This window comes from Burkholderia lata (assembly GCF_902499025.1).
Taxonomy (GTDB): Bacteria; Pseudomonadota; Gammaproteobacteria; order Burkholderiales; family Burkholderiaceae; genus Burkholderia; species Burkholderia lata_C.
The window spans coordinates 93,604-107,719 of the sequence record NZ_CABVPW010000016.1; the positions used below are offsets into that span (position 1 = coordinate 93,604).

General features: G+C 68.6%; 13 protein-coding genes. 7 read left to right on the forward strand and 6 right to left on the reverse strand.

The features are described from left to right. Positions 1-59 precede the first annotated feature (59 nt). From BDI24065_RS17995 to BDI24065_RS18015, 5 genes are all read left to right on the forward strand, one after another. Positions 60-560, forward strand: coding sequence for a nuclear transport factor 2 family protein (locus BDI24065_RS17995; protein WP_175032414.1), 501 nt, complete (start codon positions 60-62; stop codon positions 558-560). A 50-nt stretch (positions 561-610) separates the two neighbouring features. Next, positions 611-1,477 (forward strand): SDR family NAD(P)-dependent oxidoreductase, encoded by an 867-nt coding sequence (locus BDI24065_RS18000; protein ID WP_175032415.1) that lies wholly within the window; start codon positions 611-613, stop codon positions 1,475-1,477. 9 nt (positions 1,478-1,486) lie between these two features. Beyond that, positions 1,487-2,242 (forward strand): SDR family NAD(P)-dependent oxidoreductase, encoded by a 756-nt coding sequence (locus BDI24065_RS18005; RefSeq protein WP_175032416.1) that lies wholly within the window; start codon positions 1,487-1,489, stop codon positions 2,240-2,242. A gap of 113 nt (positions 2,243-2,355) precedes the next feature. Beyond that, positions 2,356-3,132 (forward strand): glucose 1-dehydrogenase, encoded by a 777-nt coding sequence (locus BDI24065_RS18010; RefSeq protein WP_175032417.1) that lies wholly within the window; start codon positions 2,356-2,358, stop codon positions 3,130-3,132. A 525-nt stretch (positions 3,133-3,657) separates the two neighbouring features. Beyond that, positions 3,658-5,523, forward strand: a complete 1,866-nt coding sequence (locus BDI24065_RS18015) for a phosphoenolpyruvate carboxykinase (GTP) (RefSeq protein ID WP_175032418.1) — start codon at positions 3,658-3,660, stop codon at positions 5,521-5,523. Positions 5,524-5,620: 97 nt separating this feature from the next. On the opposite strand, the gene BDI24065_RS18020 is transcribed toward BDI24065_RS18015, so the two are convergent. The 5 genes from BDI24065_RS18020 to BDI24065_RS18040 are packed head-to-tail and all read right to left on the reverse strand — an operon-like array spanning position 5,621 to position 9,538. After that, positions 5,621-6,529 (reverse strand): NAD-dependent epimerase/dehydratase family protein, encoded by a 909-nt coding sequence (locus tag BDI24065_RS18020; RefSeq protein WP_175032419.1) that lies wholly within the window; start codon positions 6,527-6,529, stop codon positions 5,621-5,623. Between the two features lie 58 nt (positions 6,530-6,587). After that, on the reverse strand, positions 6,588-7,421 hold the full coding sequence (locus BDI24065_RS18025; RefSeq protein WP_217481823.1) for an SDR family NAD(P)-dependent oxidoreductase: 834 nt from the start codon (positions 7,419-7,421) through the stop codon (positions 6,588-6,590). Positions 7,422-7,461: 40 nt separating this feature from the next. Continuing rightward, complete coding sequence (locus BDI24065_RS18030; protein WP_175032421.1) at positions 7,462-8,220, reverse strand: SDR family oxidoreductase; 759 nt, start codon at positions 8,218-8,220, stop codon at positions 7,462-7,464. Between the two features lie 40 nt (positions 8,221-8,260). Further along, entirely contained in the window at positions 8,261-9,118 is an 858-nt protein-coding gene (locus BDI24065_RS18035) for an SDR family NAD(P)-dependent oxidoreductase (protein WP_175032422.1), read from the reverse strand. 3 nt (positions 9,119-9,121) lie between these two features. Then, entirely contained in the window at positions 9,122-9,538 is a 417-nt protein-coding gene (locus BDI24065_RS18040) for a nuclear transport factor 2 family protein (protein WP_175032423.1), read from the reverse strand. Between the two features lie 461 nt (positions 9,539-9,999). Between BDI24065_RS18040 and BDI24065_RS18045 the strand changes: the two genes are divergently transcribed. Both BDI24065_RS18045 and BDI24065_RS18050 read left to right on the forward strand, forming a co-directional pair. Further along, positions 10,000-10,209, forward strand: coding sequence for a hypothetical protein (locus BDI24065_RS18045; protein WP_175011990.1), 210 nt, complete (start codon positions 10,000-10,002; stop codon positions 10,207-10,209). A 253-nt stretch (positions 10,210-10,462) separates the two neighbouring features. Next, positions 10,463-11,959, forward strand: a complete 1,497-nt coding sequence (locus tag BDI24065_RS18050; RefSeq protein WP_175032424.1) for an FAD-dependent oxidoreductase — start codon at positions 10,463-10,465, stop codon at positions 11,957-11,959. 93 nt (positions 11,960-12,052) lie between these two features. Here BDI24065_RS18050 and BDI24065_RS18055 read toward each other — a convergent pair whose 3' ends face one another. After that, the gene (locus tag BDI24065_RS18055; protein ID WP_175032425.1) at positions 12,053-13,717 is read right to left on the reverse strand and encodes an acid phosphatase; all 1,665 of its coding nucleotides are present in this window, start codon (positions 13,715-13,717) and stop codon (positions 12,053-12,055) included. Between the last annotated feature and the right edge of the window lie 399 nt (positions 13,718-14,116).

Genomic DNA, 14,116 nt, shown 5'->3' on the forward strand with positions numbered 1-14,116 from the left:
GCGGTAACGTGGCGTCGACGCGGCCTTCGAACCGCGCCGGCACCGAACAAGGAGACAGGATGACCCTCATCGAATCGCTGGAAGCGCGCGTGCGCCGGCTCGAGGACGCCGACGCGATCCGCCGGCTGAAGGCGCGCTACTTCACGTGCTGCGACCGCAAGGACCCGCAAGGGATGCGCGACTGCTTCGCGCCGGGCCACGTGCATATCGACTACGGCCGGATCGGCACGTTCGACACGCGCGACGCGCTCGTCGACATCTTCGCGCAACTCGGCTGCCATCCGCACATCGTCGAGATGCACCACGGCGTGAATCCCGAGATCGACGTGGTCGACGACACGCATGCACGCGGCACATGGGGCCTGCACTACCAGATGATCGACACGAACGCGCGCACGCTCACGCAGCTCGGCGCGTACTACGACGACGAATACCGGAAGGTCGACGGCGAATGGAAGATCGCGGGCACGCGCTGCGTCGTCACGTCGACGCTGTCGGCCCGTTACGAAGGCGATGCGCCGGGCGTGCTGTTCGCCGGTGCGCAGCCGCCGGCCGCCTGACGCACGCCAGCGCCACGCATGAGGCGCATATTCCACAGGAGACATCGAACATGACACAGAACCACGATGCGCCGGTCGCCGTCGTGACGGGCGCATCGCGCGGCGCGGGCAAGGGCATTGCGCGCGCGCTCGGCGCGGCCGGCATGACCGTCTATGTAACGGGCCGCTCGCAGAACGAAGGCGATGCGCCGCTGCCCGGCACGATCCACGAGACCGCACGCGAGATCGATGCGCTCGGCGGCCGCGGGATCGCGGTGGCCTGCGACCACGCGGACGACGCGCAGGTGAAGACGCTGTTCGAGCGGATCGAGCGCGAAAGCGGGCGGCTCGACATTCTCGTCAACAACGCGACCTACCTGCACGATCAACTGATCCTGCCGGGCCCGTTCTGGGAGAAGTCGCTCGACCTCGTCAACATCCTCGATGTCGGGCTGCGCTCGGCCTATGTCGCGAGCTGGCACGCGGCGCCGCTGATGGCGAAGCGCCGCAGCGGGCTGATCGCGTTCACGTCGTCGTTCGGCGCGAGCTGCTACATGCACGGCGCGGCCTACGGCGCGCAGAAATCCGGCGTCGACAAGTTCGCGAAGGACATGGCCGTCGACCTGAAGCCGTTCGACGTCGCGGCCGTGTCGATCTGGATGGGCCCGCTGCGCACCGAGCGCACGACGCGCGTGTGGGAAGAACACCCGGATCTGTACAAGGAATTCTCGCTCGTCGCGGAAAGCCCCGAATTCACGGGCCGCGTGATTCATGCGATCCACGGCGATCCGCAGCGCATGACGCTGTCGGGGCAGGTGCTCGTCGGTGCGGAAGCCGCGCTGCAGTATGGCATCGCCGATCTCGACGGCAAGCAGCCGCCGTCGTACCGCGAACTGCTCGGCGGGCCCGTGCAGGCGCATCCGGCGATCGTCGCCTGAGGAGCGCGCATGGGCATCCTGACAGGCAAGGTCGCGCTCGTGACGGGCGCGGGGCAGGGCGTCGGCCAGGGCGTCGCGCAGGCGCTCGCGGCGGAAGGGGCGCCCGTCGCGGTGGTCGGTCGTACCCGCGACAAGCTGCTCGCGACCTGCGAAGCGATCCGTGCGCGCGGCGGCGTGGCCGAGCCGTTCGTGTGCGACGTGATGGACGCGGAGCAGATCGAGCAGTGCGTCGACCGCGTCGTCGCGCGGTTCGGTGGCGTGCAGATCCTGATCAACAACGCGCAGGTCGTGCCGCTCGGCCGCCTGCTCGACGTGACCGACGCGGATTTCCTGGCGGGGCTCGAATCGGGGCCGATCGCGACGCTGCGGATGATGCGCGCGTGCCATCCGCATCTGAAGGGCGACGGCGTGATAGTCAATTTCGCGTCGTCGGCCGCGGTGCGCTGGGACGCGTCCGGCTACGGCGCGTACGCGGCGACCAAGGAGGCGATACGTGCGCTGACGCGCGCGGCCGCCTGCGAATGGGGCGTGGACGGCATCCGCGTGAATGCGGTCGCACCGCACGCGTTGTCGCCGGGCCTGAAAGGCTGGGTCGACGCGAATCCGCATGAAGCCGCCGCGTTCTTCCGCACGATCCCGCTCGGCCGTGTAGGCGACTGCGAGCAGGACATCGGGCGCGCGATCGTGTTTCTGGCGAGCCGTGACGCGGCATACCTGACGGGCGCGACGCTGCCGCTCGACGGCGGGCAGGCTTACTGGGGCTGACGGCGGGGGCCGCCGGCGCGCGGCGCTGGCCGCGTGCCAATCATGATCCGGCCAGCACGCTCACGCATGCGCGTAGGCAGCGGCCGGCAATCCGGAATCGAAGAGAGGACGACATGGGTCGACTGGAAGGAAAGGTAGCGATCGTCACGGGCGGTGCGCGTGGCATGGGCGCGGCGACGTGCAGGCTGTTCGTCGAGGAGGGCGCGCGCGTCGTGATCGGCGATGTGCTCGACGCGGAAGGCGAAGCGCTCGCGCGCGAGCTCGGCGACGCGGCGCGCTTCATGCGGCTCGACGTTGCCGACGAAGCGAGCTGGGTGCGCGTGACCGAAGCGACGGTCGAGCAGTTCGGCCGTATCGACGTGCTGGTCAACAATGCGGCCGTGCTGACGTTCGGTGGCATCACCGAGCTGTCGAAACGCGACTTCGAGCGCGCGGTGTCGATCAATCTCGTCGGCACGTTCGTCGGAATCAGGACGATCGCGCCGCGCATGATCGCGCAGAAGCGCGGGTCGATCGTCAACATCTCGTCGGTGGACGGGCTGCGCGGCGTGAATGCGCTGGCCGCGTACGTGTCGAGCAAGTGGGGCGTGCGCGGGCTGACGAAGGTCGCGGCGCTTGAACTCGGCCATCAGGGCGTGCGCGTGAATTCGATCCATCCGGGCGGCGTGAATACCGCGATGTCGAACCCGACCGGCGCGCCGCTCGAGGAAATCAACAAGCACTATGCGAACGTGCCGCTGCAACGCGTCGGCTTGCCCGACGAGATCGCGCGTGCGACGCTGTTCCTCGCGAGCGACGAGGCGTCGTACTGCAACGGCGCCGAACTGGCTGTCGACGGCGGGATGGCGGCGGGCGCGTATTACCCCGGATTGCCGGGCGCACCGTTTTGAGCAGGGGCGCTTGTCATGCGCTCAGATCAGATGTTTGTGTACGCAACCTAATTCGGGGTTTCCCGCAGTAGCGAAAACGCGAATTCGCACGGCTTGCGTTCGCGTTTGCCAGGCGCGGGAGCGGCAGGCCGATTTTGCCGCTTCCGCAAAACCCTTGCCGGACGGTCGTTCCGGCCATTTCGTCCGCAAAGCGCGCGCAATGGCGCTGTAAAAAGGACTCACACGCAACCGGCGTGCCGGTTCGCCGACATAGTTGTTTCTTGTTGCAACGCAACGTTTGCCGAATAACGGCGATGGTATGCTGGCCGTCATGGAGTTGTACGGCAGGTTGCTTGTATGGCGAAACTCGCGTTCGCACCTACTAAAGAGACATCACCTTCTCTCGCACGCATCGCGGCATCGACGCGCGCTCCGCTCGCGCGTCCCGTCCTGCGCGCCGCCGCACCCTGCGCTCCAATCGCATACCCCATCTCGCGGGCTCGCCCCGCAATCCCCATCCCCGCCCAATAATCTGGAGACATCCTCATGTCGCAAAACACCATGGCCGAAGCAACACACGGCCCGCTGATCGCTCCGCCGTCTTTCGTCAAACATCGCAAGCTGATCGACTGGGTGTCGCGTATCGCGGCGCTCACGGAGCCCGAGCGTGTCGTGTGGTGTGACGGTTCGCAGGAAGAAAACGACGCGCTGTGCCAGGCGATGGTCGACCAGGGCACGCTCACGCGCCTGAACCCGGCGAAGCGCCCGAACTCGTATCTCGCGCAATCCGATCCGTCCGACGTCGCGCGCGTCGAGGATCGCACGTTCATCTGCGCGGCTTCGCGCGACGACGTCGGCCCGACCAACAACTGGATCGAGCCTGCCGAGATGCGCGAGACGCTCAACGGCCTGTTCCGCGGCTCGATGCGCGGCCGCACGCTGTACGTGGTGCCGTTCTCGATGGGCCCGCTCGGCTCGCCGATCGCGCACGTCGGCGTCGAACTGTCCGACAGCCCGTACGTCGCCGTGAACATGCGGATCATGACCCGCATGGGCCGCGAGGTGTACGACGTGCTCGGCGAGGACGGCGATTTCGTGCCCTGCGTGCACAGCGTCGGGCATCCGCTCGAAGCCGGCCAGCAGGACGTGCCGTGGCCGTGCAACCCGGTCAAGTACATCGTGCATTTCCCCGAAACGCGCGAGATCTGGAGCTTCGGCTCGGGCTACGGCGGCAACGCGCTGCTCGGCAAGAAATGTTTCGCGCTGCGTATCGCGTCGACGATGGGGCGCGACCAGGGCTGGCTCGCCGAACACATGCTGATCCTCGGCGTGACGTCGCCGGCCGGCAAGAAGTATCACGTCGCGGCTGCGTTCCCGTCCGCGTGCGGCAAGACGAACTTCGCGATGCTGATTCCGCCGCAGGGCTTCAATGGCTGGAAGGTCACGACGATCGGCGACGACATCGCGTGGCTGAAGCCGGGCCGCGACGGCCGACTGTACGCCATCAACCCGGAAGCCGGCTTCTTCGGCGTCGCCCCGGGCACCGGTGTGAAGACCAACCCGAACGCGATCTCGACGCTCACCGAAAACGTGATCTTCACGAACGTCGCGCTGACGGAAGACGGCGACGTGTGGTGGGAAGGGCTGACCGACACGCCGCCCGCGAAGCTGACCGACTGGCAGGGCAACCCGTGGACGCCGGAGATCGGCAAGGAAACCGGCCGCAAGGCCGCGCATCCGAATTCGCGCTTCACGGCGCCGGCCGCGCAGTGTCCGTCGATCGACGGCGACTGGGAAAATCCGGCCGGCGTGCCGATCGACGCATTCATCTTCGGCGGCCGCCGTTCGACGACCGTGCCGCTCGTGACCGAGGCGCGCGACTGGGTCGAAGGCGTGTACATGGCCGCGACGATGGGCTCGGAGACGACCGCCGCGGCGGTCGGCCAGCAAGGCATCGTGCGCCGCGATCCGTTCGCAATGCTGCCGTTCTGTGGCTATAACGTCAGCGATTATTTCGCGCACTGGCTGAAGCTCGGCAAGCAGCTCGAAGGCGCGGGCGCCAAACTGCCGAAGATCTACTGCGTGAACTGGTTCCGCAAGGATGCGAACGGCAAGTTCGTGTGGCCGGGCTTCGGCGAGAACATGCGCGTGCTGAAGTGGATGCTCGATCGTCTCGAAGGCACCGGCGGTGGCGGCGAGCATGCGTTCGGCGTGTCGCCGGCTTATGAGGACCTGCACTGGGACGGCCTCGATTTCACGCGCGAGCAGTTCGACGCGGTGACGTCGATGAATGCCGACGAATGGCGCGAGGAGCTGAAACTGCATGCGGCGTTGTTCGATACGCTGAAGCTGCGCCTGCCGGCCGAAATGACCGACACGATGAAGAAGATCGAACAGCGCGTCGGCGCCTGACGGTCCGCATCGACAGCGTTGTCCTGACGTCCCGCCGCCGGCATGCATCGCCGGCGGCGGGACGTTTTTGCATCCACGCCGCGCACGCGCCGTTCGCTCACTGCGCGCGACAATGCGCGACGACTTCGTCCACCGCGCGCTGCACATCGCCGCGCCGGTAGCGCAGCAGCGCGCTGTCGGCCGGATCGGGCTCGTACGACACGACGTTGCCGCGTCCCGTGTAGATCGCCATGTCGGGCAGCAGCGGATGCTCCTGGTCGAGCGATGGCACGTCCTGCGGATTGCCGGCCGCGCGGAAGAAGGCCGCGAAGTAGTCGGCGAAGCTGAGGTTCTCGTCGCCGACGAGGTAGGCCTTGCCCGCTTCGCCGCGCTGCAGTGCCCCCCAGATCGCTTCCGACAGCGATTGCGTCGAGATGAAGTTGCTGCCGCCGGCCGGCCCGAACACGGGCAGCCCCGCGAACTGGCCTTGCGCATAGCCCGTGTACGCCGCGAACATCTCGTTGCGCAGCCCCGGCACCGACCCGACGACGAACGGCGCATTGACGCTGCACACCGCGAACGATGGCGTCGCGAGCGCACGCACGCGTTCGTCGGCGAGATGGCGCGAGCGCACGTACGGCACCGTGTCGACGAGCGCCGGCGCAACCTGCGGATAGAAGCTGCCGACCAGCACCGCGCGCTTCACGCCCGCGTCGCGCGCGAGCGCGAAGAAGCGCGGCACCGCGTCGACGTTCGCGCGTTCCCAGTGCGCGGCTTCGTCGGTGCCGGGCGGCAGGTGGCGGATGTCGTTGCCGGCGGCGAACACCACCGCGTCGAACGGCGCGAGATCGTCGCGCGTGAAGTTGCCGGCCACGTAGTCGCGCAGCAGCACGTCGAACTGCGCGAGCGCGCTGCCGGCCGCGGGCGGCTTGCGTGCGGCGAGCGTGACGTGGTTGCCCTGCGCGTGCAGGTGCAGCGCGGCATGGCCGCCGATGAGGCCGGTGCCGCCGACGATCAGGATATTCATGGAGTCTCCGGTAGCGGCGCAACCGCGCCGCGTGAAATGAACAGGCGAGCGGTGCCGCTCAGAAATTGAAGCCGTTACCCGTGACGACGGGCAGGTTGGTCCAGAAGCCATTCGGGTCGCGATACCAGCCGGCGGCCGCGAGCGCACCGCCGTCGACATGCAGCGTCGTGCCGGTGACCCACGCAGCGAGCGGGCTCGCGAGGAACAGTGCGGCCCCCGCGATATCGCTGGCCGCACCGAAGCGCCCGAGCGGGATCCAGCGCGGGATATGGCTGTGATGCTCGGCCGCGACCATCGCGCTAACGGGCACCTGCGGCGTCTCGGTGGTTTCGGGCGCGATCTGGTTCACGCGAATGCCGGCCGGCCCGAGTTCGAGGGACAGGCTCTTCGTGAATCCGGTCAGCGCGGCCTTGAACGACGCGTACACGGTGCAGTTCGGAATCGCGCGGAAGCCTTCGATCGACGACACGCCGACGATGCTGCTGCCCGCACCGCGCTTGCGCAGCAACGGCAGCATCGCGCGTGTGACGATGAAGACCTGGCGCAGGTTCACGTCGAACAGCCGTGCGATGTCGTCGTCGGTGCAGTCGTCGAACGGTTTCGCGATCTGCAGGAAATCGCCGACATTGTTGACGAGCACGTCGAGGCCGCCGAAGCGTGCGTCGACGGTGCGCGCGAACGCATTGACCTCGTCGCGGCGCGTGACGTCGACGGTGCCGACGAGCGCATCGACGCCCGCCGCTTCGAGTGCCTGGCGCACGTCCTGCGCGCGGACCGGGTCGATCTCGGCCACGGCGACGCGCGCGCCGGCCGCGCCGAACGCTTCCGCGCACGCACGGCCGATACCCGCGCCGCCGCCGGTGACCAGCACGGTCTTGCCGGTGAATGAAATCATCGATGGACTCCTATGAACGGGAAGGCGGGGCGTCGCGTCACAGCGACGACACCAGTTGCGCGTTGTCGATCCGCAGCTCCGCGCCGTTCACGAAACGCGATTCGTCGGACGCGAGGAACAGCACGAGATTCGCGACGTCCTGCGGGTCGCACATGCGCGCCATCGGATCGCTGCCGATGCCGAGCGCAGCCGGGTCGAGATCGGGCATCAGCGCCTGCGTCATCGGCGTCCAGATTCCGTCCGGATGGATCGAGTTACAGCGGATCCGGTAGCCGCTGCGCTTGCAGTGCACGGCGACGCTGCGCGCGAGCGCCGTCACCGCGCCTTTCGACCCGGTGTACGCGCACATCATCGGCAGCCCGCCGAGCGCGGCGACCGACGACATCATTACGATCGAGCCCGGCGTGTCGTTGCCCTTCATCGCACCGATCGCGTATTGGCAGCCGAGGAAATAGCCGTCCGCATTGGTGCGCATCACGCGCCGCCACGTGTCGAGGCTCGTGTCCTCGATCGAGCCGACCGGGCAGATCGCGGCGTTGTTGACGAGCACGTCGAGTCGCCCGAAGCGGTCGAGCGTCGACGCGATCGCATGCCGCCAGCCGTCCTCGTCGGCGATGTCGTGGCGCACGAACAGCGCCGCGTCGCCGATCTCGCGCGCGAGCGCGCGGCCTGCGTCCTCGTCGATGTCGGTGAGCACGACACGCGCGCCTTCGGCGGCGAGCAACAGCGCATCCGCGCGGCCGACACCGCTTGCCGCGCCGGTGATCAGCGCGACCTTGTTTGCGACTCGATTCATGGTCGGTCGAATTCCTTTGACGTTGAAAGAAGGCGGGTGCTCATGCGGCGCCCGGTAAGCGGCCGGCCTTGATCGCGTCGAGCGCGGCCGTGCCGTAGATCTGCGCGATCGTGTCGTCCACACGCGGGTTGGTGCGCAGTTCGTGGCCGCCGTCGACCGCGAAGCTCTGGCCGGTCACCCAGCCCGACTCGGGGCCGGCGAGATAACGCACCGCATGCGCGATCGCTTCCGGTTCGCCGAGCGTGCCGAGCGGGATCTGTTCGAGAAAGCTGTCGACGAGCGCGCGGTTGTCGAACATCGGCGCGGTGGCTTCGGAGCGTGTGAGGCCCGGGCGCACCGCGTTCACGCGGATCTTCGCGCCGGCCAGTTCCTCGGCCGCGCCGCGCACGAGCGCTTCGAGCGCGGCCTTCGCGGTGCAGTACGCGGACAGCCAGCGGAAATTGATCTGCGCGGCCGTCGACGAGATGCAGACGATCGCGCCGCCGCCACTGTCGGCAAGCCGTGGCGCGGCATGACGGATCGCGGTGAACGCGCTGTGCAGGTTCAGGTCGATTTCCGCGCGGAAGGTGTCGGCGTCGTGCAGCAGCAGCGGCCGGAAGCCCGCGCCGCCGACCGTCGGCACGACGATGTCGAGGCGATGGTCGAGCGCCCACGCGCGGTCGAGCGCGGCCTGCAGGTCGGCTTCGTCGCAGGCGTCGCCGGCATGGATCGCGACGCGGCTGCCGGGCACGGCGTCGGTCAGTTGCCGCTGCGTGCGTTCGAGCGCATCGCGGCGGCGGCCCATCAGCACGACGGCCGCGCCGTCGGCGACGAGCGCGTGCGCGCAGGCCGCGCCGATGCCGCCGGCGCCGCCCGTCACGAGCGCGGTGCGGCCGTCGAGGGGAGCGGAGGTGCGCATCGTTCAGCCCTCCAGCGGCAGGTCTTGCGCCCAGTCGACGTGCAGCGTGCGCGCGGTGAAGCGCCACGTGCCGCCGTCGAACACGCAGCGATCGCGATAGCGCAGCCCCCAGTCGAGCTTGCGCTTCACGCCGTCGCGCACATAGACGTGGCAGGCGACGCCATAGGTCTCGACGTCGGCCTCGCCGCCGTCGAGCGTGACGAGCTGGTTGTGCACGTGATGCTGGGTCGCTTCGTAGCGCTCGATCACGCGCATGCCCGCGACGATCGCGTCGCGGTCGTCGAAGCGGAAGCCGGGGCCGGCCAGCGTGGCATCGGCGGTGAAGAGGGCGGTGAGTCGTGGCCAGTCGCGCCGGTCGACGGCTTGCGCGTAGCGGCACGCAAGGTCGTACAGCGCGTGGCGGGGATTGGAATCGGTCATGCGTGGGCTCCCGTGGAAGAACGGAACGCGTCGACCGCACGAGGCGGGCCGACGCGGCGGCATTGCGACGTCGACGCGCAGGTTCGCACCGGGCCGGCCGGGATTCATCATCCATACGGAGCAGGGCGAGGGTCGGGGAAAACACCGGGGCCGGCCGCCGCGCGTCACGTGAGGGCGCATGGATGGTGCGGCGCAGCGACCGGTGCGCGACATGCGTCTGACGATTCGTGCGGCCGGCTGCGACAGGTGCGCGACGTGCCGCGTTTCCTTCACGGATGCGAAGCCGTGGTGCGCGATGTTGCGATGCGGCAGGTTGCGCATCGTCCGCTCAGCGTTTGCCCCTAGTCGAAACGGACGATGGCCGGCGGCCGGGCGCTGGCTACCGTGCAGTCATCCGGTGCCGCATGCGATGCACGCCGGACACGAACCGCACCAGCGGACAACCGGAGGGGACGACGATCATGAGACTGACGACTCGCAAGCTGTGCGTATTGGCGATGGGCACGTTCGCGGCCATGGCGATGGCGCGATACGGCGCCGATCAGGTCCCGTCGCCGCCGTATGCGGCCGGCATCCTGCAATGCCGCTCGGTCGACGCGAGCGGCCTGCCGACCGGCTGCGTGCCGATCGATCCGTCGCACTTCGGTTTCGCCGCGATGCGCGGCATGTGACGCCGGCGCGGCCGCGCGCCGCGCAGGGCGAAAGCCGTGGCGGCGCGATGCCTTTCGCTACGACCACGGCTGCATCACCACGCGCCGATCCCGCTTCAAGCGGTTCGACTTCAAGCGGACATGGGACGGCGTGCGTCTTGCTCGCGCACCGTCGCACGCCCGTCTCGGCAGTGGTGCCCGCGGCGACGTCCGCGTCAGGTCGTCGCCACCTCCACCGCTTTCCGCAGATTTCCCAAACGCTGACCCATTCCTCATGTCATCCGACTATTCCCTGACTCACCCCCTGAATACCCGCGACGTGCATCGCTGGGATGCCGAACACGATGTCGTGATCGTCGGCTTCGGCGCGGCCGGTGCCTGTGCCGCGATCGAGGCCGCGAGTGCGGGCGCCGACACGCTGATCGTCGAGCGCGCGTCGAGCTACGGCGGCACGAGCGCGCTGTCGGGCGGCGAGATCTACCTCGGTGGCAGCGGCGGCACGCCCGCGCAGCGGCAGGCCGGCTTCGCCGACGACACCGAGGATCTGTACCGCTACCTGATGCTGGCCGGCGGTCGCGATGCCGACGATGCGAAAGTTCGCCTCTACGCGAACGAAAGCCTGGCGCACCACGACTGGCTCGTCGCACAGGGCCTGACCTACAAGAACACGTTCATCGCCGAGCGGATCGTCGAACCGGAAACCGACGACTGCCTGATCTGGTCGGGCAGCGAGGAAGCCTGGCCGTTCAGCGAGACGGCGAAGCCGTGCCCGCGCGGGCACACGCCGCAATGGCCGGGCTGGGGCGGCGGACAGATGCTGATGCGCGTGCTGGCCGAACGCGTGGCGGCGCTCGGCGTCGCGACGCGCTACGACACGCGCGCGCTTGCGTTGATCGTGGACGACGGCGGCACCGTATGCGGTGTCGTGCTGCGCGCCTATGGCGAGACGGCATTCGTGCGGGCGCGTCGCGCGGTGATCCTGTGCGCGGGCGGCTTCGCGATGAACCGCGACATGGTGCGCCGGCATGCGCCGCAGTTCCTGCGTTCGGACGAGCCGATCGGCAGCCCCGGCGACGACGGCTCGGGCATCCTGCTCGGCCAGAGCGCGGGCGGCGCCGCGATTCACATGGATCAGGGTTTCGTGAGCCTGCCGTTCTACGCGCCCGAATCGCTGATCAAGGGGATCTTCGTGAACGCGCGCGGGCAGCGCTTCATCAACGAGGACGGCTATCACGGCCGCACGGGCCACCATGCGTTCCACCAGGCCGACGACCGGATCTACCTGCTCGTCGACCAGGCCACCTACCAGGAGCCGCCCGCGATCGCGCGGATCGGCATCGCGGCGGCCGGCGAAACGTGGGACGAAGTCGAGCGCGACCTGCAGATGCCGGCCGGTACGCTGACGGCGACCGTCGACGTCTACAACCGCCATGCGGCGGAAGGCACCGATCCGCTGTTCCACAAGGCGAAGAAGTGGCTGCAGCCGCTGATCGAGCCGCCGTTCGTCGCGCTCGATTGCCGGATCGACTACGCGTTCTATCCGCACTTCACGCTCGGCGGCCTCGACACGCTGCCGACCGGGCAGGTGGTCGACGCGGCGCGCGCGCCGGTGCCGGGGCTCTATGCGGCCGGCCGCACGACCTGCGGGCTGCCGCGCTGGGGCGCCGGGTACAGCTCGGGGCTGTCGCTGGCCGACGCGACGTTCTTCGGCCGGCAGGCCGGGCGTCATGCTGCGCAAATGGAGTGCGATGCTCTGCGTAGCGCCGCGTAGGTTTTTCAGGCCGGACATGCACGACGCCCCGGGCAATCGCATTGCCCGGGGCGTTGTCGTATCAAGCAGCCAACCAGTCAGACCAGTCAGCCCTTAGCCGAGATCGAGCGCATTCGTCAGATCACCCGGCGGCGTCGCGCCGCGCGCGGCGAACGCCTTGTTGCGCGCGACCACGCCGTCGAGCGGCGCGAGCCCGTGCACGCGGCTGATGAAGCGCAGGATCGAGTTCGTGTCGTACAGCGTGTGATCGACGAAACCCTTCTTCGCGAACGGCGAGATCACGAGCGCGGGAATCCGCGAACCCGGGCCCCAGCGGTCGCCTTCCGGCGGCGCGACGTGATCCCACCAGCCGCCGTTCTCGTCGTGCGTCATCACGATCACGGTGTTGTCCCATTGCGGCCCGCGCCGGATATGGTCGATCACGGTCGCGATGTGACGGTCGCCCGATTCGATGTCCGCGTAGCCCGCGTGCATGTTCAGGTTGCCCTGCGGCTTGTAGAACGTGACGGCCGGCAGGCGGCCCGCGTCGATGTCGGCGATGAAGCGGTTGGTCGACGGCTCGTCGCCGAGCCCTGCGTCGCGCAGGTGCTTGCCGCGCGCATCGGTGCCCGGCGCGTAGTTCACGAAATAGTTGAACGGCTGATGGTGGTACTGGAAATCGGGCACGGTGCCCGTGTCGCGATGCTCGAGCGCGTACTGCCACGCGCCGCTGTACCACGCCCAGTCGACGTTCTTTTCCGACAGGCGGTCGCCGATCGTCGCATAGCCCTGCGGCGGCATCACGCGATGGTCGGCCGGATCCGCATACGCGGCATTGCCCGGGTCGGGCGGCGGCACGTAGCTCGGCTGGTACGGCGGCGCCATCGTGTTCACACCGTAGCCGTCGGGCGTCAGCGGGCCGTCGGCCGCGAACTTCGGCGGGCCGTCGAGCGCGGACGCCGGCGAATCGTGGGCGAGCTTCAGTTGCGTGCCGGCCGGATCGTCGCCTTCGACCTTCGACAGCAGTTTCGCCGCATGCGGATGCTTGTGCGCGTCCGGATACAGCGGCGGCTGCGCGGAGATCAGGAACATGTGGTTCATCCATGACCCGCCGAACGCCGCCATGAAGAAGTTGTCGCACAGCGTGTATTGCCGCGCGAGATTCCACAGCCGCAGCGTGTCGGCCGAATTGCGGTAATGGCCCATCACGAGGCCGCCCGAATCGGCCCACGCGGCGAACTGGTTGTTGCGGCCGGCCGCGATCTGCATCTGGTTCTGGTAGAAGCGGTGCCACAGGTCGCGCGTGATCACGCCGTTCGGCAGCGCCTTGCCCTGGGCGTCCGTAATCAGGAACGGCGCGTTCGGCAGCTTGTCGATGTCGCGCTCGGCGATCGCGTAGCGCTTGCCGTCCACTTCCTGCGCCTGCGGCACGAGCCCGCCCCAGATCTTCGGCAGCACGGGCAGCGGCGTCTTGCCGTCGCGATCGAGCTGCTGCGCGTGCTCGGGCCGCACCTCGCTCAGCGGATGGCGCACGCCCGGGAAATCGCCGTACAGGTTCGCGAAGCTGCGATTTTCCGCATAGATCACGACGATGTGGCGCACGCGCTGGCGCAATGCTTCGTCGATGCGCTGGTCGGCGGCGGAACGCGGTGCGCTCCCTGCCGTGGTTTCACAGCCGCTGAGCGCGACACCCGCACCGAGCGCGGCGAGGCCGCCGAGCACACGGCGGCGGTCGGGATCGGCGGGAAGGTCGTCGGGGCGATCGGAGGTGTCGTTCACGCTGTGGGTTCCTCGAATGGGCGGGTGGAGGGGGCGTTATGCGCTGCGGCGTCGCACAGGCTGCCGCGCCGCAGGATGGAAAGCAACGGCCGGTGTTGCAAGCCGGCCGCGTCGGGATGACTGTCACAAAAATGTCATGAACGCGACTATAACGCGGCAACGGGGGCAGATGAAAGGTGTTTGTCGGACGATTCGAGGCGTGCCTCGGGCCATGCGCGACGCCCGCGCGCGAGCTAGACTGGATTCAGGGGCGGCGCGCCGCAAGCGTGCCGCCCGGGCGAGGATTGCCCGGCGGCGCCGGCTCACGGCGTCGTCGTGGTGCCGTCGATGCGACGAACGAGGCGATGAAGCGAGGCGACGATGGCGTGGATGAATGCCGCTTCCGCATGGCCGCCGATG

What these genes read in the sequence shown, in the direction of transcription:
- BDI24065_RS18015 (WP_175032418.1), top strand. Translation starts at nt 3,658, where the DNA reads ATGTCGCAAAACACCATGGCCGAAGCAACACACGGCCCGCTGATCGCT.
- BDI24065_RS18000 (WP_175032415.1), top strand. Translation starts at nt 611, where the DNA reads ATGACACAGAACCACGATGCGCCGGTCGCCGTCGTGACGGGCGCATCG.
- BDI24065_RS18030 (WP_175032421.1), bottom strand. Translation starts at nt 8,220, where the DNA reads ATGAATCGAGTCGCAAACAAGGTCGCGCTGATCACCGGCGCGGCAAGC.
- BDI24065_RS18045 (WP_175011990.1), top strand. Translation starts at nt 10,000, where the DNA reads ATGAGACTGACGACTCGCAAGCTGTGCGTATTGGCGATGGGCACGTTC.
- BDI24065_RS18020 (WP_175032419.1), bottom strand. Translation starts at nt 6,529, where the DNA reads ATGAATATCCTGATCGTCGGCGGCACCGGCCTCATCGGCGGCCATGCC.
- BDI24065_RS18005 (WP_175032416.1), top strand. Translation starts at nt 1,487, where the DNA reads ATGGGCATCCTGACAGGCAAGGTCGCGCTCGTGACGGGCGCGGGGCAG.
- BDI24065_RS17995 (WP_175032414.1), top strand. Translation starts at nt 60, where the DNA reads ATGACCCTCATCGAATCGCTGGAAGCGCGCGTGCGCCGGCTCGAGGAC.
- BDI24065_RS18050 (WP_175032424.1), top strand. Translation starts at nt 10,463, where the DNA reads ATGTCATCCGACTATTCCCTGACTCACCCCCTGAATACCCGCGACGTG.
- BDI24065_RS18010 (WP_175032417.1), top strand. Translation starts at nt 2,356, where the DNA reads ATGGGTCGACTGGAAGGAAAGGTAGCGATCGTCACGGGCGGTGCGCGT.
- BDI24065_RS18040 (WP_175032423.1), bottom strand. Translation starts at nt 9,538, where the DNA reads ATGACCGATTCCAATCCCCGCCACGCGCTGTACGACCTTGCGTGCCGC.
- BDI24065_RS18035 (WP_175032422.1), bottom strand. Translation starts at nt 9,118, where the DNA reads ATGCGCACCTCCGCTCCCCTCGACGGCCGCACCGCGCTCGTGACGGGC.